This window comes from Kouleothrix sp. (assembly GCF_046328425.1).
In the GTDB taxonomy this organism is placed as follows: domain Bacteria; phylum Chloroflexota; class Chloroflexia; order Chloroflexales; family Roseiflexaceae; genus Kouleothrix.
This window is the reverse complement of sequence record NZ_JAXLWP010000024.1, coordinates 57,192-78,303: the sequence shown is the minus strand read 5'-3', so window position 1 is coordinate 78,303 and position 21,112 is coordinate 57,192. Positions and strand designations below refer to the sequence as shown.

The window sequence follows — 21,112 nt, the reverse complement described above, 5'->3', positions numbered from 1 at the left end:
ACGCTTGATTACGTACACTTTGGTGGGGTTTGGGGCGGCTTCGCCGCCTTGCTCTTGTGTTGCACGACGTGGCGAAGCCACGTCGTGCAACACAATCTATACATGATCAAGCGAGCAGCGTATTATTTGGCTGGCAGCGTCTTCAAGAAGGCGAAGATCGCGCGCAGATCGTCGTCGCTGGCGAAGGCGCTGATATCCTTCCAGGGCATGCTCTCGCTGAGTGGGGTATTGTCGGGCCGGATGCCGGTGCGGATCATTTTCATGAAGTCGGCCTCACTCCAGTGCTGGGCCACACCGGTAATATCCGGTCCAGCCGGCGGGCCGTTCGGGTCGGGCGTACCGCCGGCCAGGCTCGGGCCGTGGCAGTCGCGGCAGCCACCAATGGTGTACACCAGGTATTTCCCATACTCGGCGGTTGTGCCTACCGGCGGAGCGACGACCGGCCCGCTCACTGGCGCTTGCGCGCTCAGAAATGCGCCGTTGCTGATTGCAACCAGCAGCGCGCCCATCAGGTTGATTTTCGTTGGCGGGGTGGCTGGCGTGGCCGGCTGCGAGCGCAGATAGGCTACCAGCGCCTGCACATCGTCGTCGCTCAGGCCGCGAAACGTCATCGACGGCATAATCAGCAGCGAGCGGCCGTCTTTGTGAATGCCCTCGCGGATCGCACGAATAATCTCGCCGTCGCTCCAATCTTTCAGCTCACCGCCTGGCGTGAGGTTGGCTGCGTAGAGCGTGCCCACCGGCGGGCCGTCGGTGCCGAAATCTTGGCCGGTGAGAGGCAGCTGGCCGCCTGTGGCATGGCATCCTACACAGATGTGCGCAAGCTTCTCACCACGCGCGATCTGCTCGGGCGAACCGGCGACCTTCACATTCTGCACCGGGTTCGAGTAGCTGCGATTCAGCATCGAAAAGCCGTACAATCCTGCGCCCGTTACCACCGCCACCGCGAGCGTCAGCAGCCCTGCGACAATCGTCCCCACCCATTTGACAACGCCGTTGCGAGCGCGCCAGGCGCGCCGCGTCAGGAAGCCGAATACGAATAGCAGAGCTAGCAATATTCCAACGCCAACGAAATCGAACACGCTGTTCTCCTTTCCCCCTCCCAGCTTGTACGAGAGGAAGCGATCCAAATAATCACAGCGCCGATTCAGGAAAGCAATACCTGAGGGTGGCACACTATAAGACGAATAAACTATTTTCGAGGTTACGCCCAACCAACGATTTAATACTGTTCGCTTGATCACGTGTAGATTGTGTTGCACTACGTGGCTTCGCCACGTAGTGCAACACAAAAGAAATTTGGGTGCGGCTTCGCCGCCCCCAAACCCCCACCAAAGCGTCAGTAATCAGTAGTGCAACACAAAAGAGTCCGGGCGGCGAAGCCGCCCCCGAACCCCACCAGTGTAGGTAATCAAGCGAAATTGGTATCAAAAGAAAGCGATCGAGCTATGGCAGCGCGGCGCTACGCCGCGAGGAAATTGCGCAGCAGCTGCTTGCCGGCCTCGGTCATGATCGACTCGGGGTGGAACTGCACGCCCTGCACCGGCAGGTCGCGGTGGCGCAGCCCCATGATCAGCCCGTCGCTCGTCCAGGCCGTCACCTCCAGGCAGCCGGGCAGGTCGTCGCGCCGCACGATCAGCGAGTGGTAGCGCGTGGCCTGGAACGGTGCCGGCAGGCCGGCGAACACGCCCGCGCCCTCGTGGTAGATCTGCGAGAGCTTGCCGTGCATCACCTGGGGTGCGCGCACCACCGCGCCGCCGTAGGCTGCGCCGATCGACTGGTGGCCCAGGCACACGCCCAGGATGGGGAAGCGATCGCCCAGCTCGCGGATCAGCGGCACGCTGATGCCGGCCTCGCTGGGGGTACACGGCCCCGGCGAGATCACGATCTTCTCGGGCGCAAGCGCGGCCACGTCGCCTACGCCCAGCTCGTCGTTGCGCTTCACCAGCACCTCGGCGCCCAGCTCGCTCAGGTACTGGTATAGGTTGTAGGTGAACGAGTCGTAGTTATCGAGCAGCAGCAGCATGTGTTTCCTCTTTCCTTTTCAACAGCGCACATTCGCTCTTGCGCCGCATGGCTGGTTCTGCCTGCGGCGGCGTGGAACACGCCAAAAGATCAGCGCAGCGCCTCCATCAGGGCGGCATAGGCCGGCTTGGGCCGCAGCTGCTCGTCGAACGGCAGCGCCGCGCCAAAGCCGGGGAAAAAGCCAGGCACCCACGAGTACTTGTCGGTGAAGCCCCACGTGGTGAACTCGTGGCAGTTGGGCGCGGCCAGGCACACCTGCAGCACCTCGCGAAACGCGCGGCCCTGGCTCTTGAGCGTGCCGGCATCGGCCGGGATGGGCACGCGCACGTCCATCTCGGAGACATGCACCAGCAGGCCAAGGTCGGCCAGGCGGCGCATGTTGCGGGCCAGCGCGTCGGTGTCCGGCCGGCCCGCCAGCGAGATGTGCATCTGCAGGCCCACGCCGTCGATCGGCACGCCGCGCGACTTCAGGTCGCGCACCAGCGCGAAGATTGCGTCGGACTTGGCGTTCAGCTCCTCGCCGTTGTAATCGTTGTAGAACAGCTTGGCGTCGGGGTCGGCCTCGTGAGCCCAGCGAAACGCCAGCTCGATATACTCGGGGCCGATCAGCTGGCGCCAGGGCGTATCGCGCGGCGCGCCGCCATCGCCGATCGCCTCGTTGACGACATCCCACTCGGCGATGCGGCCTTTGTAGCGGCCAACCACCTGGGCGATATGGTCGTGCAGGGCGGCGCGCGCCGCCTCGGGGGTGAACTTGCCGGCGGTGACCCAGCCGGGAAGCTCCTGGTGCCACAGCAGCGTGTGGCCGTGCACGCGCATGCCGTGCGCTTCGGCGAAGTCGACCAGCGCGTCGGCGGGCGCCCAGTCGTAGCGGTCGCGCGCGGGGTGGATCAGGCCGAACTTCATGACGTTCTCGGGCGTGAGCTGGTTGTAGCTCTCGGCCAGCACGCGCGCGTACTCGGCGTCGGCGCGCAGTGCGTCGGCGGACACCGCCGCGCCGACGTAGAAATCGCGGCGCGCGGCCAGGGTGCGCAGCTGCGGCACCGCCGGCTCGGTCGGCGTCGGGCGCGGGGTTGGCGGTGCGGTTGGCGCCGGCGTGGCGCTCGGCGGCGTTGGGAGCGCGGCGCTAGGCGGAACCGCGGCGCCGCCGCAGGCGGCCAGCAGCGCCAGCAGGGGCAGCGCCACAAGGCCAACGCGGCCGAGAAAACGGGCTGGCAACGTGCTCATTTCACTCCACAGCATAGGGCCTCGGGCGAAGCTAGTGCCGGCGAGGCTAGCGGGCGATATTGGCCAGCGTAGCGCCGGTGACGCGGATCAAGTCGGCCGGCGCGAGCAGCAGCTCGAGGCCGCGCTGCCCGGCGCTGATGCCAACCACCGGCCACAGCACCACCGTCTCGTCCACAAACAGCGGGTAGGGCTTCTTGACGGCCAGCGGCGTGACTGCGCCGCGCATGTAGCCGGTCAGGTCGAGCACCTCTCTGAGCGGCACCATCTCGACGCGCTTGTTGCCCGAGGCGTCGCCGAGCGCCTTGAGATCGAGCTCGGTGCCGGCGGGAATGCAGGCCAGCACCGGCCCGGTGCGGTCGCCGCGCGTGATCAGCGTCTTGAACACCGTCTCGGGCGGCATCGCGAGCTTGGCGGCCGCGCGCTCGGCGCTCAGGTCGCTCTCGTCGATAGCGTAGGCGCGCAGCTCGTAGGCCACCCCGGCGCGGTCGAGCGCGCGCACCGCGTTGGTTTTGGTCACAGCTGCTCGGCCTCTTCGATCGCGCGCAGCAGCGCGGCGGCCTTGTTGTAGCTCTCGTTGAACTCGGCGGTCGGGTTGCTGTCGGCCACGACGCCGCCGCCGGCCTGCACATACGCCACGCCGTCCTTGACGATCATGGTGCGCAGAGCGATGCAGGTGTCGAGGTCGCCGTTGAAGCCGACGTGGCCGACCGCGCCGGCGTAGATGCCGCGCTGCTGGCCTTCGAGCTCGGCGATGATCTGCATGGCGCGGATCTTGGGCGCGCCGCTGACGGTGCCGGCCGGAAAGCAGGCGCGCAGCGCGTCGAGCGCGCTCATGTCGGCGCGCAGCCGGCCGGTGACGTGGCTCACCAGGTGCATGACGTGGCTGAACTTCTCGACGAACATAAAGTCGGGCACGCTCACGCTGCCGGGCTGCGACACGCGGCCGATGTCGTTGCGGCCCAGATCCACCAGCATGAGGTGCTCGGCGCGCTCCTTCTCGTCGGCCAACAGCTCCTCGGCCAGCGCGCGATCCTCGGCCTCGTCGGCGCCGCGCCAGCGCGTGCCGGCGATCGGGTGGGTCGTGACGAGGCCATCCTCGACGCGCACCAGCAGCTCGGGCGACGCGCCGACCAGCTCGCAGTCGGGGGTTTTGAGAAAGAACATATACGGCGAGGGGTTGATCGTGCGCAGCGCCCGGTAGATCGTGAACGAGTCGACCGACACGCGGCGGCTGAAGCGCTGCGACGGCACCACCTGAAAGATGTCGCCGGCAGCAATATACTCCTTGGCGTGCAGCACGCGGCGCTCGTACTCGGCCTGAGAAACGTTGGACGAAGGACGAAACACCAAAGACGAAGTATCTCGTTCAACACGAGATTCGGCCACTTCGTCCTTGGTTTTTGGTGTTTGGCTGCTCGGCAGCGGCCTCGCCAACCTCGCGATCAGATCCTCGATCTTGGCGCACGCCCGCGCATACTCGGCCTCAAGGTCGTGGGCGTCGAGGTGCACGTGGGCGATCACCTTGATCTTGTGCTTGAGGTGATCGAAGGCCAGCAGCGTATCGACGAACTGCCACATGCCCTCGGGGATGCTGTAGGCGCGCTCCTCGGGCACGGGCAGGCGCTCGAAGCGCGCCACCGTCTCGTAGGCCAGGTAGCCCACCGCGCCGCCGACAAAGCGCGGCAGGTCGGGCAGGCGCACCGGGCGATACTCGCGCAGGTACGAATCGAGCACGGTCAGCGGGTCGGTATAGGGCAGCGACTGCTTGTAGCCGCCGTGCACCGCCTGGGCCAGGCCATCGGCGAAGCGCAGCGTCAGGTAGGGCTCGGCGCCGATGAACGAGTAGCGCGCCAGGTGCTGGCCGCCCTCGACCGACTCGAGCAGAAAGCTCCACGGCCCGCGCGCGACCTTGAGAAACGCCGACACCGGCGTCTCGAGATCGGCCAGGATCTCGGCGTAGATCGGGCAAAGGTTGCCCTGGTCGCGCAGCGCGCGGATCTCGTCAAGCGAGGGACGGATGTGCATCTTGATACTCCATATGACTTTAGATGAACTTGAGCCCCATCGCCTCTTTGATCATCCGCAGCGTCTCGTCGGCCTCGGCGCGGGCGCGCTCGCTGCCGGCCGCCAGCACATCCTCGACGATCCGCGGGTTGCGCTCGAGCTCGGCGCGGCGCTGGCGGATCGGGTCGAGGAAGTTGTTGATCGCCGCGGCGAGCTTCTTTTTAACCTCGACGTCGCCGACTTTGCCGAGCCGGTAGCGATCCTTCAGGTCGTTCACCTCGTCGACGTTGGGGTTGAAGGCGTCGTGATACTGGAACACCGGGTTGCCCTCGACCTTGCCGGGGATGTCGGCGCGGATGCGCGCCGGGTCGGTGTACATCCCGCGCACCTTTTGCTCGACGGTTTTGGCGTCGTCGCTGAGGTAGATCGCATTGTCGAGGCTTTTGCTCATCTTGGCCTGGCCGTCGGTGCCCACCAGCGTCGGCACATCGCCGATCAGCGTATCGGGCTCGGGCAGCGTATCGCCGTACAGGCCATTGAAGCGCCGGGCGATCTCGCGCGTCACCTCGAGGTGCGAGGCCTGGTCTTTGCCCACGGGCACGAGGTTGGCGCGCACGCACAGGATGTCGGCGGCCTGCAGCACCGGGTAGGCCAGCAGGCCCATTGAGGGCTGCTCGATCTCAAGATCCTGCATCACCTCTTTGAGCGTCGGCACGCGCTGCAGGCGCGGCACCGTCACCAGCATCGAGAAGATCAGCTGCAGCTCGGCGATCTGCGGCACTAGCGACTGCAGCATATAGCTGCTGCGGCTCGGGTCGATGCCGACGCTCAGGTTGTCGAGCACGACCGAGCGAATATTCTCGCCGGTGTGGCGCAGCCGCTCGAGCTCGGTGCGCGTGGTGAGCATGTGCAGGTCGGCCACGAGAAAGAAGCAGTCGTACTGTTCCTGCAGCTTTACGCGGTTGGCCAGCGTGCCGACGTAGTGGCCCAGGTGCAGGCGCCCTGTCGGCCGGTCGCCGGTCAGAATACGTTTTTTATTGGTTGCCATTGGTTTCCTCCTTGTTCTTGGCAGTACTATGCTCCGTATCGTGTGCGGTTTTTTCGCGCTCCGCGCGGGAAAAACCCAATACATCTGGCTTGCGGCAGCTACCGAAAGACGCCAAAAAAGTGCTTCAGGAAACGCTCACGGTCGACGCTCAGCGCAACCTGGTGCGAGTGCGCAGTTCCGGCGCGCCAGTGCGTTCGCCCGCGCTGCGGCGCATCCTCAAGCTCAAGCTCCACCGCGCCCGGCTCGAACGTGCAGATCTGGTCATCGAAGATCGTCGCCGCCGCCAGCGGGTCGTGGAAGGTGAGCACCTTGACGCGCTCGAACCACACTTCTGCGAAATCAAGCACCGGCAGCAGCAGCGGGTGCTGGAACGACGCCCGGACCTCGCTCGCGTCCAACGTCACCTGGCGGGTCACATCCAACCCGATCGAGCGGTGGCCATCTACCGCGGCGCGATACACCATCGCCGCGGCGTGCGGGTCGCACAGCGCATTCCACTCCAGCGGGCTAGCGTTCGGCAGCTGCTCGGCGAACACGCCGCACATCAGCACCAGCTGCTTCAGCAAGCCTGGCGTCTCAGGGTCGCTGGCGAACAGAAGCGCAATGTTCGTCAGCGGCCCGATCGCCAGCAGCGACACCTCGCCTGGGTTCGCGCGAATCGTCTGCCGCATAAACTCGATCGCCTGCCCGCGCGGAAAGCTCGCCTCGTGCGGCCAGCGGCTCAGCGCGGCGGCCTGGGGCGCGTGCGGCTGGCGCGGCTCGACCAGCAGCGGCAGCTCGGCGCCAGGAAAGATTGGCACCGCGCGCCCGGCGACCTTGCACAGCGCGCTGGCCATACTCGCGCGCCGCTCGGCTTCGCCCGTGACGGTAGTGATGCCCAGCAGGTCGCACTCGGGCTGAGCGAGCAGGTAGGCCAGGCATACCGCGTCGTCAATATCAGATCCAATATCAGTATCAAGCAAGATTTTTGTCGGCATCGTCGCCTCCCATCGCCAACCAATATCACACGTCAACCGTATAGTTCAGCGCCATCTCATCGCCAAGCTGGCCGCGAATGCCCCAATTGTGGCGCGGCGTCTCAAAGATCGTGATCTCGACATCATTTGGCGCGATCTGCAGCTCGTGCTCCAGCTTTGCAAAAATCAAGCGAATCAGCGCCTTTTTCGCCTCAACCGTGCGCCCCTCGAACATGCTGATCTCAATGATCGTATAGCGCTCGCTACGCCCCGGCGGGTAGTAGAAATCGGCAGGGTCGAGCCCAATAAAGCGGTGCGCGCGCTTATCGGGCGGGTAGCGCAGCGCCTCGACCACGCAGGTGTGCACTGCGTCGGACATGCGCGATTTGACCGCATCGAGGTGCGCGCGCATGCCGTAAATCTTGATCTGTGCCATACCACTTCTTCTTGTACCACCTCGGGCGCTTTTGCCTGCGGCAGCATCGTTGTGTGTGCGGTTTTCCGCGCTGCGCGCGGAAAACCGCACACCTATAAAGCATCAGGCACCGCTCTGCCGAAGGCTGAGCCCGCCGACTGCGTACGTTGTAAAACGATTATCCTACGCTCGGCAGGCCGGCCAGCGCCATAGCGATCTCTTCCTCGGGGTACTCGAAGTTCTCGAGCTTGCCGGCCATGTAGTCCATATACGCGCTCATATCGAAGTGGCCGTGGCCGCACAGGTTGAACAGAATTGTCTTCGACTCGCCGGCCTCCTTGCAGCGCAGCGCCTCGGCGATCGCGCCGGCGACGGCGTGGTTGGCCTCGGGCGCCGGCAGGATGCCCTCGGCGCGCGCGAACTGCACGCCGGCCGCGAAGGCGTCGAGCTGCTGCACAGCGCTGGCCTCGATCTGGCCGATGTCGAGCAGGTGGCTCACCAGCGGCGCCATGCCGTGGTAGCGCAGGCCGCCGGCGTGGATGCCCGGCGGGATGAACGTACTGCCGAGCGTGTGCATCTTCACCAGCGGCGTCAGGTGCCCGGTATCGCCGAAGTCGTAGGCATAGCGGCCCTTGGTGAGCGAGGGGCATGCGGCAGGCTCGACCGCCACCACGCGCACGTCGCGCTCGCCGCGCAGCTTCGCGCCGATGAACGGGAACGCGATGCCGCTGAAGTTCGAGCCGCCGCCGGTACAGCCCACGATGATGTCAGGGTAGTCGCCGGCCATCTCGAGCTGGGCAATCGCCTCCTGGCCGATCACCGTCTGGTGCAGCAGCACGTGGTTAAGCACGCTGCCGAGCGCGTACTTCGTATTCGGGTCGGTGGCGGCCACCTCCACCGCCTCGCTGATCGCGATGCCCAGGCTGCCGGTGCTGTTGGGGTGCTCGGCCAGGATCTGCCGGCCGGCGTTGGTCGAGTCGCTCGGGCTGGCGATCACCTTGGCGCCGAACGTCTCCATCAGCGCGCGGCGATACGGCTTCTGGCCATAGCTGACCTTCACCATATACACCACCACCTCGATCCCGAACAGCGCGCCGGCCAGCGCCAGCGACGAGCCCCACTGGCCCGCGCCCGTCTCGGTCGCCAGGCGCTTCACGCCCTCCTGCTTGTTGTAGTACGCCTGCGGGATGGCGGTGTTGGGCTTGTGCGAGCCGGCCGGGCTGACGCCTTCGTACTTATAGTAGATCTTGGCCGGCGTATCGAGCGCCTGCTCGAGCCGGCGCGCGCGGTACAGCGGCGTCGGGCGCCACTGGCGATACACCGACTGCACCTCCTCGGGGATGTCGATCGTGCGCTCGGTGCTCACCTCCTGCTTGATCAGCTCCATGGGGAACAGCGGCGCCAGGTCGTCCGGGCCGATCGGCTGGCCGGTGCCGGGGTGCAGCGGCGGCGGCGGCGGCGCGGGCAGGTCGGCGGCGATGTTGTACCAGCGCGTGGGCATCTGATCTTCCGACAAGACGTACTTGATGGTGTCCATGTGGCCTCCTCAGCGAATAGCGGAATGCCGACAGCATCCGGCAGTGCGGCATTGGCGGCATCGCGCGCCTGGTGCCAACCGCCGGCAGAATCAAAAAACCCCTCGTCCCCCGTAGGGACGAGAGGCCAGAAGCCTTTCGCGGTGCCACCCCTATTCGCCCGGCCTTGCGGCCCTGGCGCACTCAACGGGTACGGGATGCACGGCATCCGATACCCCGCGCCCTGGTAACGGTGGCGTCGCCGGCGGCTACTACGTCGATCGTATACTGGAAATGGCTATTCCCAATATACAAAGATTTCGCTCCGCAACTCGCAGGCCCATTCCGCGACCGCACCCGCACCGGATTTGCACCAGATCACCGGCTCTCTGAGCGGCAGCCAGACGCGTACTCTTCCTGTTCGTCGTCGTTTGCTTTTCTGTTGCGCCGAGTATACCAGCAGCGCTATTGAATGTCAACCGCCTCAAGAACGGCCGAGGGCTCGTGCAACGTCTTTCGACCTCTTCCCCTACCCCCGCTCCCGCGCGGGAGAGGGGGTAAGGGGGGTGAGGGCCGACTTTGCACGAGCCTTGAGAACGGCCGAGGGCAGCGGCAGGCTGTGCTACAATGCAGCTACATACCGCTTCACAGAAGAGACGCCCGAATGATCAACCCGCGCGTATTCAGCAACCCAGCCGCTGCCGAGTACATCGCCCCGGCCCCGGCTGGCGACCCGCTGGCGTTCCACCGGATGCTGCCCGCCTATGCGCCCACGCCGCTGGCCGAAGCGCCGCGCCTGGCCGCGGCGCTCGGGCTCGGCCAGGTGTGGGTGAAAGACGAGACCGAGCGTATGGGGCTGCCCGCGTTCAAGATCCTGGGCGCGGCGTGGGCCAGCGCACGCGCGCTGGCGCGGCGGCTGGGGCAGCCCGAGCCGCGCTTCGCCAGCCTGGCCGAGCTCGCGGCGCTGGCTGCGCCGCTGCGCCCGCTGAGCCTCGCCGCCGCCACCGACGGCAACCACGGCCGGGCGGTCGCGCGCGTGGCGCGCCTGCTTGGCCTCGGGGCGCAGATCTTCGTGCCGCGCGGCACCGCACAGGCGCGCATCGACGCCATCGCCGGCGAAGGCGCCGATGTGACCGTGGTCGACGGCGGCTACGACGCCGCGGTGGCGCGCTCGGCGGCACTGGCCGGCCCTGGCTGCCTGGTGATCTCGGACACCTCGTGGCCCGGCTACGAGGACACGCCGCGCGACGTGATCGCCGGCTACGCCACGATCTTCGGCGAGATCGACCGGCAGCTCGCCGGCGCGGGCGCGCCACAGCCCGACGTAGTGCTCGTGCAGGTGGGAGTCGGCGCGCTGGCGGCGGCAGTGGTGCGGCACTACCGCCAGCCCGGCCGCCCGTCGCACCCGCGGATCGTCGGCGTCGAGCCGACCCGCGCGGCCTGCGTGCTCGCGTCGCTGCAGGCCGCGCGGCTCGTCAGCATCCCCGAGCCGCAAGACTCGATCATGGCCGGGCTGAACTGCGGCACGCCCTCGCTGGTTGCCTGGCCCGATGTCTCGGCCGGCCTCGACATGCTGCTGGCGATCGACGACGACCTGGCGCGCCAGGCCATGCGCGCCCTGGCGCGCGACGGCATTGTGGCCGGCGAGACTGGCGCGGCCGGCGCGGGCGGGCTGATCGACCTGTGCTCCGCGCGCGATCTGGCGGCCGCGCGCGGCTGGCTGGGGCTCGGCGCACACAGCCGGGTGCTGCTGATCTGCACCGAGGGCGCCACCGACCCGGAGGCCTACGACAGCGTGTTGGCCGGCGAGGAGTAAACCACGCGACGTTCAAGGAACCACGCCCATGCGTCTCAGGCTGCTCGTCGGTGCGATCGTGCTGGTCGCCACGCTGCTGCTGCTGCCGCGCTTCCTCTCGGACTTCGCCCAGGACTACGCGGCCGCGCGGGCGTGGTGGCGTGGGCTGAGCCCGAACAGCCAGACTGCGGCAATTCTAAGCGAGTGCTGCGCCGATATCGCACCGCTGTACGGCGGCATGCAGACGGCCCACCCGCCCTTCGCGACGCTGCTGGCGCTGCCGCTGGGCTGGCTGCCCTGGCCGGCCGCGCGCCTGATCTGGCTTGCGCTCTCGTGGGCCGCGCTGGTCGGCGCCTGGCAGATCGGCCGGGTGAGCGCGTGGGCCTGCGCTGCCACCGGCGCGTTCTGGGTGATCGCGCTCGGCCTGGGCACCCACGAGGCGCTGCTGTTCGCGCTGCTGCTGCTCGCGCTCGAGCTCGACCGCCCGCCGTTGCCCGAAGAAAGCCGTCCGGCCCGCCGCGACTGGCTTGTGGGCGGCCTGGTCGGGCTGTGCGCGGCGATCAAGGTGTACCCGATCGTGCTGATCGGCGGGCTGCTGCTGGCGCGGCGCTACGCCGCCGCCGCCGTGGCGCTGGCCACTGGCGCCGCGCTCACGCTGCTGTGCGAGCTGGTGCTCGGCTTCGGCACCACGCTCGGCTGGCTGCGCTTCACGCCGATCAATACTAACTTTTATGTCGACCAGATCGGCAATGGCTCGCTGGTGCGGCTGGTGCGCGCGGTGTTGCCTGGCGCGCCGGCCACGCCGCTGGCGCTGGCGCTGCTGGTGCTGCTGGCACTGCCGCTGGTGCCGCGGCTGCGGCGCGGCGACTGGCTGCGCCCGCTGGTGCCGGTGATGCTGCTGGGGTCGCCGCTGAGCTGGCGGCACTACATAGGTCTTGCCGAGATCGACCGGCTGGGGCGCTTCGAGCAGGCCGCGCTCGCACTGGCCGGCGCGGCCGCGCTGCTGGTAGGCATGCAGCTGCTGCCGCCCGACAACATGGCCCCGGTGGTGCAGGGGCCGCTGCTGCTTGTGCTGATCTGGCTGTGGTACCGCGACAGCGCGCGGAAATTGCCGGCCGAGCCGCCCGCGCCGGCCGCCGAGCAACACTATTCATAGGACTTATACCAAACTCCGCTCGATCGCTTTCGTTTTGCCCTGCCCGGCGAAGTCGGGCAGGGCAAAAGAAACTTCGGGGCGCGAAGCCGCCCCAAAGCTCCGCACACAGCACGCGATCAGCCAATTCGCCGCAACGCTACATCTTTCGCCTCTCGACGCAGCCAGCACGCTATAGTACCCTGGCGAAGGGCGCAGCACGCGCAGCCAGGATGGCAGCTGGCTCTTCAAACAAAACACACTAGCGGCGCCATACAGGAGAAACGAGCGCTCTGCCGACCCGAAAACGCTATTGTGGCCGGCCTCGGCCAACCAGAAAGGAACACTCCCTATGGTCGCAAACCGCTACCAGCGTGCGGGCCGCGCGGCAGGATGGCTGCTGATGGCCACGCTCGCGCTGATCGTGCTAGCCTACGCCGTGATCATGCTGGTGACGCGCGCCTTCCCCGAGCAGCTGCAGCCGTCGTTTCAGGCGCATAGCCTGGCGATCTCGGTGCACATCGGCGGCTCGCTGCTGACGCTGGCGCTGGGGCCGTTTCAGTTCGTCGCGCGGCTGCGCGGGCGCTACCCGGCGCTGCACCGCTGGATGGGCCGGGCATACCTGGTGAGCGTGCTGGTCGGCGGCCTGGGCGGGCTCTACATGGCGATGTTCTCGAGCGGCGGCATGGTCGCGCACCTCGGCTTCGCCGGCCTGGCGCTGGCCTGGCTGCTCAGCGGCGCCATCGCCTACCGCGCGATCCGCGCGCGGCGCATCGCAGAGCACCGGCGCTGGATGGTGCGCAACTTCGCCGCCACCTTTGCGGCCGTCACGCTGCGGCTGTGGATGCCTCTGCTGATTATCGCCGCGCACCTGCCCTTCAGCGTGGCCTACCCGCTGGTGGCCTGGCTCGCGTGGGTGCCAAACCTGGTGCTGGCTGAGCTGGGGATTCGCTACCTGGCGCGGCGCGGCCAGCCGCAGCCGCACGCGCGGCTCTCGGGCGGGGCCAGCCTGTGAGCGCGCGGGTGGGCTGGTACAGCTTTGTGGCTTTGTGGCTATTTGATACCAAATTCGCTTCATGACTGACACTTTGGTGGGGGTTTGGGGGCGGCTTCGCCGCCCTCAAATTTCTTATTGTGCTGCACTCCGTGGCGAAGCCACGGAGTGCAGCACAATCTATACGTGATCAAGCGAACAGCGTATGAAAGGTATTGGCCCTAGCCAGCATCCGTCGGCGCGATCGGCGCCAGCGGCACGAGCACACGATCCTCGATCGCGCCGACCAGATCGCCATGCGCGGCGCTGGTGGCGCGCTTGATCGCCTGCCACTCCTCGTCAGCGCGGAATGCCGCCCAGGCGGCCGCGAGCGCCGCCTCGTCGGGCCACTCCAGCAGGTACACAAACTCGGTGCGCGCCGCGCCCGCAGCCTCCCACATGCCCACGATCGAGAAGCCGTAGCGCCGCATGATCCGCGCGGCGTGGTCGCGAAAGCGCGCGTGAAACGCGGCCTTGTTGTGCTCGAAGATCTCGTAGATTCGCAGCTGCTGAACCATTCGCATCTCCATTTCTCTGGCAGATCACATCGCTCGCATCATACCACGGCAGCTATGCTATACTCAGCGCGATCGGCCATTCTTGGCATACGCTGCATGATGGTGAGCTATGAACTTCGACTATTCCGACAAGGTCGAGCGGCTGCGCCAGCAGCTCGGCGCGTTCATGGACGAGCACATCTACCCGAACGAGCCGGTGTTCGCCGCGCAGGTGGCCGCCGGCGACCGCTGGCAGCCCGCCCCGATCATCGAGGAGCTGAAGCCCAGGGCGCGCGCCGCCGGGCTGTGGAACCTGTTCCTGCCCGACAGCGACGACGGCGCCGGGCTGAGCAACCTTGAGTACGCGCCACTGTGCGAGATCATGGGGCGCTCGCCGCTCGCCCCCGAGGTGTTTAACTGCTCGGCCCCCGACACCGGCAACATGGAGGTGCTGGCGCGCTACGGCACCCCCGCCCAGAAAGAGCGCTGGCTGCAGCCGCTGCTCGACGGCGCGATCCGCTCGTGCTTCGCCATGACCGAGCCCGAGGTCGCGTCGTCCGACGCGACGAACATCCAGGCGCGGATCGTGCGCGAGGGCGACGAGTATGTGATCAACGGCCGCAAGTGGTGGACATCCGGCGCGGGCGATCCGCGCTGCAAGCTGGCGATCTTCATGGGCAAAAGCAGCCCCGGCGCGCCCGCGCACCTACAGCAGTCGATGCTGCTGGTGCCAATGGACGCGCCCGGCGTGACGGTCGAGCGCATGCTGACGGTGTTCGGCTACGACGACGCGCCGCACGGCCACGCCGAGGTGCGCTTCGAGAACGTGCGCGTGCCGGCCGCGAACATGCTGCTGGGCGAGGGCCGCGGCTTCGAGATCGCGCAGGGCCGCCTGGGGCCTGGCCGCATCCACCACTGCATGCGCCTGATCGGCCTGGCCGAGCGCGCGCTCGAGGCCATGTGCCGGCGCGTCGAGTCGCGCGTGGCGTTTGGCAAGCCGCTGGCGGCGCAGGGCACCATCCGCGCCGACATTGCCGCCTCGCGCATGGAGATCGAGCAGGCCCGGCTGCTGACGCTCAAGGCCGCCTATATGATGGACACCGTCGGCAACAAGGCCGCGCGCGCCGAGATCGCGATGATCAAGGTGGTGGCGCCAAACATGGCCCTGCGGGTGATCGACCGCGCTATCCAGGCCCACGGCGGCGCCGGCGTCAGCCAGGATTTCGGGCTGGCGGCGGCCTGGGCCGGCGCGCGCACACTGCGGCTGGCCGACGGCCCCGACGAGGTGCACGCCGAGGCGGTCGCCAAGCTCGAGCTGCGCAAGCACCAGCCGCCGCGCTAGTGCCCTCCGAAGCGGTAGCTCTCGCCGCGCTGCAGGTAGCGCACCCGCTCGGCCAGCCCGGCCGCGCTCACCGCCTGCTCGAAGTCGGACAGCGGCGACGCGAACACGTCGTAGTCGTCGTAGTGGATCGGGATGGCCAGCCGTGGATCCGCCAGCGCGATCATCTCGGCGCCTTGCTGGCCGTCCATCGTAACCATCACGCCGAGCACGCGCGTGCCGCCCAGGTGCAGCAGCGCAAGGTCGATGCCGGGGTAGCGGCGCGGCAGCTCTTTCAGATCGTCGATGATCAGCGTGTCGCCGGTGATGTAGATGCGGTACGGCGGCGCGCCGGCCTCGAACTCCAACACGCTGCCCATCACTTCGGGCAACACCATCTCGGCGAGCGGCGGGCCGTGCCGGCCGGGCGCGGCAGTGATCCGCAGCCGCGTATCGCCCTTCGCCACCACCAGCGATCCCCAGGTGCCGAGCGAGTAGGTGTTGCCGAAGCCGCGCCGCTCAAGCGCCCTGGCGGCCTCGGGGGTGGTCACAATCGGCAGCGCGCGGTCGAGCTCGCGCTCGGCCACCTGGTCGAAGTGATCGCCGTGGAAGTGCGACAGCAGCACCAGGTCGAGCGGCGGCAGGTCGCCAATATCGACCGCCGGGTCGGTCAGGCGAGTGGTGTGCATGCCATAGCCGATCGACACCTGCTCGTGCATGTGCACAAAGGTCGGGTCGGTCAGAATCGTCAGCCCGGCGTAGCGGATCAGCACCGTGGCGTTGCCAATGAAGAAGATCGAGCCTTCGGCCGGGGCTGCGGGCGAGCCACCCGGCGGAAGCTGAAGCAGATGAGCCGACTGCATGGTTTGGGCCTCCTCTCGTATTGCCCGAGCTGACCGCAAGAACCATGCCGATATGCGCGTTTTTGCACCACAGTTGTCGAAAGGAGCTAGCCCATGCACTGCTCGATGTGCGATGCGGTCATCCCGCCCGACTCGCAGTTCTGCATTATCTGCGGCGCGCCGGTGGCAGCGGCGCAGACCGGCGCGACCCAGCGGCTGCGGCCCGACCAGCCACTGGCGCTCGATCCGGCGATGGTCACGTCGGCGTTCACGCTGCCGGGCTACCGGCTGGTGCGCTCGCTGGGGATCGTGCGCGGCCTGACGGTGCGCTCGGCCAGCTTCGGCGGCCAGATCGCCGCGGCGTTCCAGTCGCTGGCCGGCGGCAACATCCGCACCATGACCACCGTGTGCGAGCACGCGCGCACCGAGGCCTACCGCATGATCGTCGAGCATGCCGCGCAGCTTGGCGCCAACGCGATCGTCGGCTTCGGCTACGACACCACCGAGATCGCCCAGGGCATGACCGAGGTGCTGGCCTACGGCACGGCGGTGATGGTCGAGCCCGAGGCGACCGGCAGGCTGTGATCGCGCGGCCGCGCTCGTGCTATCTCAGGCGATCTGCTCGGCCAGCGCAAACCCCGGCGCAAGCGGCCATGCCGCGCCGGCTGCTGGCGGGAAGCCGTTGCCGATCGCGGTGCCTAGCGTGATCACCACGGCGCGCTCGGCGCCGGCGTAGGCCATCGCGGCGGCGGCGCCGTCGTGCAGCAGCACCACCGGCACCGCCTGGCCCAGCCGCCGCGCCAGCTCGCCGGCCACGAACTCGGCCAGGTTTGGCGCGAGGCGGCCAAGCGCGCCGTAGCATCCCCGATCGCGCGCCGAGGGCTGGCCACCAAATAGGTAGCAGGCCAGGGCGATGCCGATCGCCGTGTGCGGCCGCAGCGCGCCCGGCAGCGCCTGCCAGCCCTCACCGATCAGCGCGGCCATGCGCTCCCAGCGCTCGCGTGCCTCTTCGGCGAAGCGCTCGTCGCACACCGACGGCGCGTCGTGGCAGAGGCTCAGCTGGCCGAGCTGGCCGGCCTGGTAAGTCGCCAGCCCGCGCTTCACCGCCGTCTGGCCAAAATCGAACACCAGCGCATTCCGGCAGCCCGGCGGCACGGCGCGCGCAAGGCCTACCAGCGGCAGGTACGCGCCAAAACGCGCCCGCTCGGCCGCCAGGCCGGTCTCGCCGGCCTCGGCCAGCAGCTCCTGGGCGGCGGCTACAGCGTGGGCGCCGAGCTGGCCCGCCAGCAGCCCGCCGCCCAGCACCACCCGCCGCTGCGCGCGCCAGAATGCCCAGTGCGCCTCGGCCCACTCGTGGCGCGCCGCGCGGTTGGCCGGCGCGCCGCGCGCCAGCATCAGCAGCAGGCAGCCAAGCCGCCGGCCATAGTCGCGCGCGATCGCCAGCGCGTGAGGCCGGGCCTGCGAGTGGCCGAAGCACGCGTCAAAGCGCCGGATCAGGTCGGGCTGCGCCGGGTCGAGCCCCAGCCGATCTGCGGCCGCAGCAATCTGCTGCCCGAGGCTCGCGGCCGACAGCAGCTCGTAGCCGGTGGCGCCAAGCACGCCCTCGGGCGCGGCGACCCCGCCAAGCTCCACGATCCGCGCCCGGTTGAGCGAGCGCACGGCCGAGTCCTCGAGCAGAAACGGGTTATCGATCATCGCGCCTGGTACCAATACATTTCACATGGCCACAAAGACGCAAAGAATATGCGGCTGCCGCGTGCCTGCGAGGCTTTGTGTTTTTATGGCACTAGTACAGCGTCCGCGTATTCAGCACATTCAGCGGCGGCTCGCCGGCCAGGTAGCGCCGCTGCCTCTCGCAGAACAGATCGGTGATGCAGGCGTTCTCGCGGTCGCTCTGGCGCAGCAGATCGGGCAGCCAAACTGTACAGCCACGCTGTGCCGTAGGCCCGGCGCTCCTTCCAGGTGGGGATTGTAACATAGGGCGAGAGCGCAAAGCGTGCCGGGCTCGGACGGCGCCTTATCAAGAGCCAGAGTGAACTTTCAAGCTGTGCTATAATGCCGGGCATCCAGAAGAGCTGCGCGCAGCAGTGACGAGGGTATGGCAATGCCGGAAGATCTGCCGATTCTGTTCGACTTCCCCAACAGCCCCGAGGACCGGCTAGGCGAAACCCAGGGCGGCCAGCGCGAGCTGCCGGTGGTGCCGCTGATCAACACCGTCCTGTTTCCGCATATGCTCACACCGCTGTTCGTGGGGCGCGAGCGCTCGGTTGCCGCCGTCGAAGACGCCATGGAGCACGACCGGGCGATCCTGGCGATCGCCCAGCGCGAGCAGGACAGCGAGGATGTTGGCGAGGGCGACTTGTTTACGATCGGCGTGGAGGCGCACATCCAGCGCGTCCTGAAGATGCCCGACGGCTCGACGTCGATCGTGGTGCAGGGGCGCCGGCGCATGCGCGTGCTGCAGTACACCGCCGAGCGCCCGATGCTGCGCGCCAATGCCGCCGCGATCTACAGCGACGAAGATAAGTCGATCGCCGTCGAAGCCATGATGCGCGCGGTGCTCTCGCTGTTCGAGAAGGTCGTGAAGCTCTCGCGCACCCTGCCCGACGACTCGTACATCATGGCCATGAATGTCGACGAGCCGGGCTGGCTGGCCGACCTGATCGCCTCGACGCTGCCGCTCGACGTGCCGCGCCGCCAGGAGATCCTCGAGACGGTCGACCCCGAAGAGCGGCTGCGGCGGCTCTCGATCATGCTCACCCAGGAGCTCGACGTGCTCGAACTCGAGAGCCGTATCCATACCCAGGTGCAAAAAGAGGTAGATAAGTCGCAGCGCGAGTTCTTTCTGCGCGAGCAGATGAAGGCCATCCAGCGCGAGCTTGGCCAGGAAGACCCGCTGCAGCGCGAGCTGCTCGACCTGCGCGAGCGCATCAGCGCCGCCGGCATGCCCGATAAAGTCCAGCTCAAAGCCTTCGACGAGCTCGACCGCATGGAGGCGATGTCGCCGGCCGCCCCCGAGTACAGCGTCATCCGCACCTACCTCGACTGGCTGCTCGACCTGCCGTGGGCCCAGCAGACCGCCGACACGCACGATCTGGTCGCGGCCGCGCACACGCTCGACCGCAACCATTACGGCCTGCCGCGCATCAAAGAGCGCATGCTCGAGTTTATGGCCGTGCGCCAGCTGGCCGGGCCGCGGCTCAAGTCGCCAATCCTGTGCTTCGTCGGCCCGCCCGGCGTGGGCAAAACCAGCCTCGGCCGCTCGATCGCCGAGGCGCTTGGCCGCCACTTCGTGCGCATCTCGCTTGGCGGCATCCACGACGAGGCCGAGATCCGCGGGCACCGCCGCACCTACATCGGCGCGATGCCCGGCCGTATCCTCAAGGCCATGAAGGACGCCGGCACGATCAACCCGGTGTTCATGCTCGACGAGATCGACAAGCTCGGCAGCGATTTCCGCGGCGACCCGGCCTCGGCGCTGCTTGAGGTGCTCGACCCTGAGCAAAACAACGCGTTCGCCGACCACTACCTCGACGTGGCCTACGACCTCTCGCGCGTGATGTTCGTCACCACCGCGAACCTGCTCGACCCCATCCCGCCACCGCTGCGCGACCGCATGGAGGTGATCGAGCTGCCCGGCTATACCGAGGAGGAGAAGCTGCAGATCGCGCGCCAGTTTCTGGTGCCTAAGCAGATCGAGGCCAATGGCCTGGCCGGCAGCCAGCGGCTCGGCGACGACAGCCCTCCCGCCGGCTGGCATATCCCGGCGACTGGCCTGCACTTCGGCGAGAAGGCGCTGCGCTACCTGATTCGCGGCTACACCTACGAGGCCGGCGTGCGCAACCTCGAGCGCGAGATCGGCTCGATCTGCCGCAAGGTCGCGCGCCGTGTGGCCGAGGGCCGCCCGTTCTCGCGCACCGTCACCCCCGCGCTGATCGGCAAGTACCTCGGGCCGCCGCCGCGCAGCCACGGCGCCGCCGAGGCCCGCGACGAGGTCGGCGTGGCCACAGGCCTGAGCTGGACGGCCAATGGCGGCGATACCATGGCGATCGAGGTGTCGGTGATGGAGGGCCGCGGCACGCTGACGCTCACTGGCCAGCTCGGCGACGTGATGCGCGAGTCGGCGCAGGCGGCGCTCTCGTTCGCGCGCGCCAACGCCTCGCGCCTCGGCATCGACGACCGGCGCTTCGACAAGATCGATATCCACATCCACGTGCCCGAGGGCGCGGTGCCGAAGGATGGCCCCTCGGCTGGCATCACCCTCGCCACCGCTTTAATCTCGGCGCTCACCGGCCGCTGCGTGAAGCGCGACGTGGCCATGACCGGCGAGATCACGCTGCGCGGGCGCGTGCTACCGGTGGGCGGGGTGAAGGAGAAGATCCTCGGCGCGCACCGCGCCGGCATCAGCACGATCATTCTGCCGCGCAGGAACGAGCACGACCTGGCCGAGGTGCCTGGGCACGTCAAGCGCCGGCTGGCGTTCGTCTATGTCGAGCATATGGACGAGGTGCTGGCCCAGGCGTTCCGCGAGCCATTCCCCGAGGGCCACCAGGCTGCGCGCAATGGCCGGCGCGCCCGCCCCCAAAAGCTGGCCGCGCCGCGCTAGGGCTGCCCGCCGCCTACTGCACTGCCTGCAAGAAGTCGGCGGCGACCCAGCCCTCCGAGCCTTCGGCGTCGCGCACATTCTTCCAGACCCGGTCCGGCCCGCTGAAATCCTGACCGATGATCGTCACCACCGCGCCCTCGGCCAGCGTCTTGACCGGCGGCCGGTCGGTGTTGTGCTCGGGCCGCAGGAACAGGCCATCCGGGCCGGTGTTCACCACTCGGAACTGCGCGCCGCCGCCGGGGTTCGGCGCGGGCGCTGCGGTGGGGCTGAGCGGCCCCGCCGTGGGCGACGGCAGCACCGGCAGCGTCGCGACGCCGGCGCCCTGGCCCGAAGCCACCTCGGTTGGCTGGCTGGTTGGCAGGGCCTGGCGCGGCATGCGCGAGACATAGATCATCAGCACCAGCAGCAGCACCAGCCCGGCCGCCACCGCCACCACGCGCCAGCCGCCATACTGCAGCCACACCACGAACTCCTGGCGCGACGACGGCAGCCCCTGCGCGCGTGTGTTGCGCCGCGTGACGCGCGAGCCACGCCAGTCGGGGTTCACCGGGTCGGCCGGCGGGCGCCCGCCGCCGCCAAGCCTATCAGTAGGCTCGGTATCGCTGCGGCGCGCCGACCGCGTCGCCCGGGTGTCGTAGGGGTCGCGTTCCTCCCGCGCCATGGGCCGCTCCTTTCCAGTGTGTTCGCTGCGCCAGCGCGC

The 21,112-nt window shown here is 68.0% G+C and carries 20 protein-coding genes; 6 read left to right on the top strand and 14 right to left on the bottom strand.

Features of this window, described 5'->3' with window-relative positions:
• Positions 1-122: 122 nt before the first annotated feature.
• From U0177_RS20975 to U0177_RS20935, 9 genes are all read right to left on the bottom strand, one after another.
• Positions 123-1,082, bottom strand: coding sequence for a c-type cytochrome (locus U0177_RS20975; RefSeq protein WP_409572618.1), 960 nt, complete (start codon positions 1,080-1,082; stop codon positions 123-125).
• Between the two features lie 380 nt (positions 1,083-1,462).
• Positions 1,463-2,026 carry an anthranilate synthase component II gene (locus U0177_RS20970; RefSeq protein WP_409572617.1) on the bottom strand — a complete coding sequence of 188 codons (564 nt, stop codon included), beginning with the start codon at positions 2,024-2,026 and terminating at the stop codon, positions 1,463-1,465.
• 89 nt (positions 2,027-2,115) lie between these two features.
• Complete coding sequence (locus U0177_RS20965) at positions 2,116-3,252, bottom strand: endo-1,4-beta-xylanase (RefSeq protein WP_409572616.1); 1,137 nt, start codon at positions 3,250-3,252, stop codon at positions 2,116-2,118.
• Positions 3,253-3,298: 46 nt separating this feature from the next.
• Positions 3,299-3,769, bottom strand: coding sequence for a Cys-tRNA(Pro) deacylase (gene ybaK / locus U0177_RS20960; RefSeq protein ID WP_409572615.1), 471 nt, complete (start codon positions 3,767-3,769; stop codon positions 3,299-3,301).
• On the bottom strand, positions 3,766-5,277 hold the full coding sequence (trpE, locus tag U0177_RS20955) for an anthranilate synthase component I (RefSeq protein WP_409572614.1): 1,512 nt from the start codon (positions 5,275-5,277) through the stop codon (positions 3,766-3,768). The genes ybaK and trpE overlap by 4 nt, the downstream gene beginning before the upstream one ends.
• Positions 5,278-5,296: 19 nt before the next feature.
• The gene (gene trpS / locus U0177_RS20950; protein WP_409572613.1) at positions 5,297-6,304 is read right to left on the bottom strand and encodes a tryptophan--tRNA ligase; all 1,008 of its coding nucleotides are present in this window, start codon (positions 6,302-6,304) and stop codon (positions 5,297-5,299) included.
• A 98-nt stretch (positions 6,305-6,402) separates the two neighbouring features.
• On the bottom strand, positions 6,403-7,281 hold the full coding sequence (locus tag U0177_RS20945; RefSeq protein WP_409572612.1) for a nucleoside hydrolase: 879 nt from the start codon (positions 7,279-7,281) through the stop codon (positions 6,403-6,405).
• Between the two features lie 25 nt (positions 7,282-7,306).
• On the bottom strand, positions 7,307-7,696 hold the full coding sequence (locus tag U0177_RS20940) for a tautomerase family protein (protein WP_409572611.1): 390 nt from the start codon (positions 7,694-7,696) through the stop codon (positions 7,307-7,309).
• Between the two features lie 157 nt (positions 7,697-7,853).
• Entirely contained in the window at positions 7,854-9,212 is a 1,359-nt protein-coding gene (locus U0177_RS20935; RefSeq protein WP_409572610.1) for a TrpB-like pyridoxal phosphate-dependent enzyme, read from the bottom strand.
• A gap of 641 nt (positions 9,213-9,853) precedes the next feature.
• Between U0177_RS20935 and U0177_RS20930 the strand changes: the two genes are divergently transcribed.
• The 3 genes from U0177_RS20930 to U0177_RS20920 all read left to right on the top strand — a co-directional run bounded on the left by U0177_RS20930 (position 9,854) and on the right by U0177_RS20920 (position 13,131).
• Entirely contained in the window at positions 9,854-11,005 is a 1,152-nt protein-coding gene (locus U0177_RS20930; RefSeq protein WP_409572609.1) for a diaminopropionate ammonia-lyase, read from the top strand.
• Positions 11,006-11,033: 28 nt separating this feature from the next.
• A complete protein-coding gene (locus U0177_RS20925) occupies positions 11,034-12,140 on the top strand; it encodes a glycosyltransferase family 87 protein (RefSeq protein ID WP_409572608.1) in 1,107 nt (368 codons plus the stop codon).
• A gap of 328 nt (positions 12,141-12,468) precedes the next feature.
• Positions 12,469-13,131: a DUF2306 domain-containing protein gene (locus tag U0177_RS20920; RefSeq protein ID WP_409572607.1), complete on the top strand. Its 663-nt coding sequence runs from the start codon at positions 12,469-12,471 to the stop codon at positions 13,129-13,131.
• A 200-nt stretch (positions 13,132-13,331) separates the two neighbouring features.
• On the opposite strand, the gene U0177_RS20915 is transcribed toward U0177_RS20920, so the two are convergent.
• The gene (locus U0177_RS20915; RefSeq protein ID WP_409572606.1) at positions 13,332-13,667 is read right to left on the bottom strand and encodes an NIPSNAP family protein; all 336 of its coding nucleotides are present in this window, start codon (positions 13,665-13,667) and stop codon (positions 13,332-13,334) included.
• A 109-nt stretch (positions 13,668-13,776) separates the two neighbouring features.
• Here U0177_RS20915 and U0177_RS20910 point away from each other — a divergent pair, with 109 nt between their 5' ends.
• Positions 13,777-14,988: an acyl-CoA dehydrogenase family protein gene (locus tag U0177_RS20910; protein WP_409572605.1), complete on the top strand. Its 1,212-nt coding sequence runs from the start codon at positions 13,777-13,779 to the stop codon at positions 14,986-14,988.
• Here the strand turns inward: U0177_RS20910 and U0177_RS20905 are convergent.
• Entirely contained in the window at positions 14,985-15,827 is an 843-nt protein-coding gene (locus U0177_RS20905) for an MBL fold metallo-hydrolase (RefSeq protein WP_409572604.1), read from the bottom strand. The genes U0177_RS20910 and U0177_RS20905 overlap by 4 nt on opposite strands.
• A gap of 231 nt (positions 15,828-16,058) precedes the next feature.
• On the opposite strand from U0177_RS20905, the gene U0177_RS20900 reads away from it, so the two are divergent.
• A complete protein-coding gene (locus tag U0177_RS20900; protein WP_409572657.1) occupies positions 16,059-16,391 on the top strand; it encodes a YbjQ family protein in 333 nt (110 codons plus the stop codon).
• 24 nt (positions 16,392-16,415) lie between these two features.
• Here the strand turns inward: U0177_RS20900 and U0177_RS20895 are convergent, their stop codons facing one another.
• Together U0177_RS20895 and U0177_RS20890 are read right to left on the bottom strand one after the other, a co-directional pair.
• Complete coding sequence (locus U0177_RS20895; protein WP_409572603.1) at positions 16,416-17,501, bottom strand: hypothetical protein; 1,086 nt, start codon at positions 17,499-17,501, stop codon at positions 16,416-16,418.
• Positions 17,502-17,592: 91 nt separating this feature from the next.
• Entirely contained in the window at positions 17,593-17,784 is a 192-nt protein-coding gene (locus U0177_RS20890) for a hypothetical protein (RefSeq protein ID WP_409572602.1), read from the bottom strand.
• Positions 17,785-17,910: 126 nt separating this feature from the next.
• On the opposite strand from U0177_RS20890, the gene lon reads away from it, so the two are divergent.
• Positions 17,911-20,412 carry an endopeptidase La gene (lon, locus tag U0177_RS20885; protein WP_409572656.1) on the top strand — a complete coding sequence of 834 codons (2,502 nt, stop codon included), beginning with the start codon at positions 17,911-17,913 and terminating at the stop codon, positions 20,410-20,412.
• Between the two features lie 13 nt (positions 20,413-20,425).
• On the opposite strand, the gene U0177_RS20880 is transcribed toward lon, so the two are convergent.
• Positions 20,426-21,073: an SH3 domain-containing protein gene (locus U0177_RS20880; RefSeq protein WP_409572601.1), complete on the bottom strand. Its 648-nt coding sequence runs from the start codon at positions 21,071-21,073 to the stop codon at positions 20,426-20,428.
• Positions 21,074-21,112 lie beyond the last annotated feature (39 nt).

Excerpts from the sequence above, each read along its gene's own strand:
- U0177_RS20920 (WP_409572607.1), top strand. The coding sequence starts at position 12,469 with ATGGTCGCAAACCGCTACCAGCGTGCGGGCCGCGCGGCAGGATGGCTG.
- U0177_RS20890 (WP_409572602.1), bottom strand. The coding sequence starts at position 17,784 with ATGTTACAATCCCCACCTGGAAGGAGCGCCGGGCCTACGGCACAGCGT.
- U0177_RS20910 (WP_409572605.1), top strand. The coding sequence starts at position 13,777 with ATGAACTTCGACTATTCCGACAAGGTCGAGCGGCTGCGCCAGCAGCTC.
- U0177_RS20965 (WP_409572616.1), bottom strand. The coding sequence starts at position 3,252 with ATGAGCACGTTGCCAGCCCGTTTTCTCGGCCGCGTTGGCCTTGTGGCG.
- U0177_RS20905 (WP_409572604.1), bottom strand. The coding sequence starts at position 15,827 with ATGCAGTCGGCTCATCTGCTTCAGCTTCCGCCGGGTGGCTCGCCCGCA.
- trpE (WP_409572614.1), bottom strand. The coding sequence starts at position 5,277 with ATGCACATCCGTCCCTCGCTTGACGAGATCCGCGCGCTGCGCGACCAG.
- U0177_RS20915 (WP_409572606.1), bottom strand. The coding sequence starts at position 13,667 with ATGGTTCAGCAGCTGCGAATCTACGAGATCTTCGAGCACAACAAGGCC.
- U0177_RS20945 (WP_409572612.1), bottom strand. The coding sequence starts at position 7,281 with ATGCCGACAAAAATCTTGCTTGATACTGATATTGGATCTGATATTGAC.
- U0177_RS20880 (WP_409572601.1), bottom strand. The coding sequence starts at position 21,073 with ATGGCGCGGGAGGAACGCGACCCCTACGACACCCGGGCGACGCGGTCG.
- U0177_RS20940 (WP_409572611.1), bottom strand. The coding sequence starts at position 7,696 with ATGGCACAGATCAAGATTTACGGCATGCGCGCGCACCTCGATGCGGTC.
- U0177_RS20895 (WP_409572603.1), bottom strand. The coding sequence starts at position 17,501 with ATGATCGATAACCCGTTTCTGCTCGAGGACTCGGCCGTGCGCTCGCTC.
- U0177_RS20935 (WP_409572610.1), bottom strand. The coding sequence starts at position 9,212 with ATGGACACCATCAAGTACGTCTTGTCGGAAGATCAGATGCCCACGCGC.
- U0177_RS20925 (WP_409572608.1), top strand. The coding sequence starts at position 11,034 with ATGCGTCTCAGGCTGCTCGTCGGTGCGATCGTGCTGGTCGCCACGCTG.
- lon (WP_409572656.1), top strand. The coding sequence starts at position 17,911 with ATGCCGGAAGATCTGCCGATTCTGTTCGACTTCCCCAACAGCCCCGAG.
- U0177_RS20930 (WP_409572609.1), top strand. The coding sequence starts at position 9,854 with ATGATCAACCCGCGCGTATTCAGCAACCCAGCCGCTGCCGAGTACATC.
- trpS (WP_409572613.1), bottom strand. The coding sequence starts at position 6,304 with ATGGCAACCAATAAAAAACGTATTCTGACCGGCGACCGGCCGACAGGG.
- U0177_RS20900 (WP_409572657.1), top strand. The coding sequence starts at position 16,059 with ATGGTCACGTCGGCGTTCACGCTGCCGGGCTACCGGCTGGTGCGCTCG.
- U0177_RS20970 (WP_409572617.1), bottom strand. The coding sequence starts at position 2,026 with ATGCTGCTGCTGCTCGATAACTACGACTCGTTCACCTACAACCTATAC.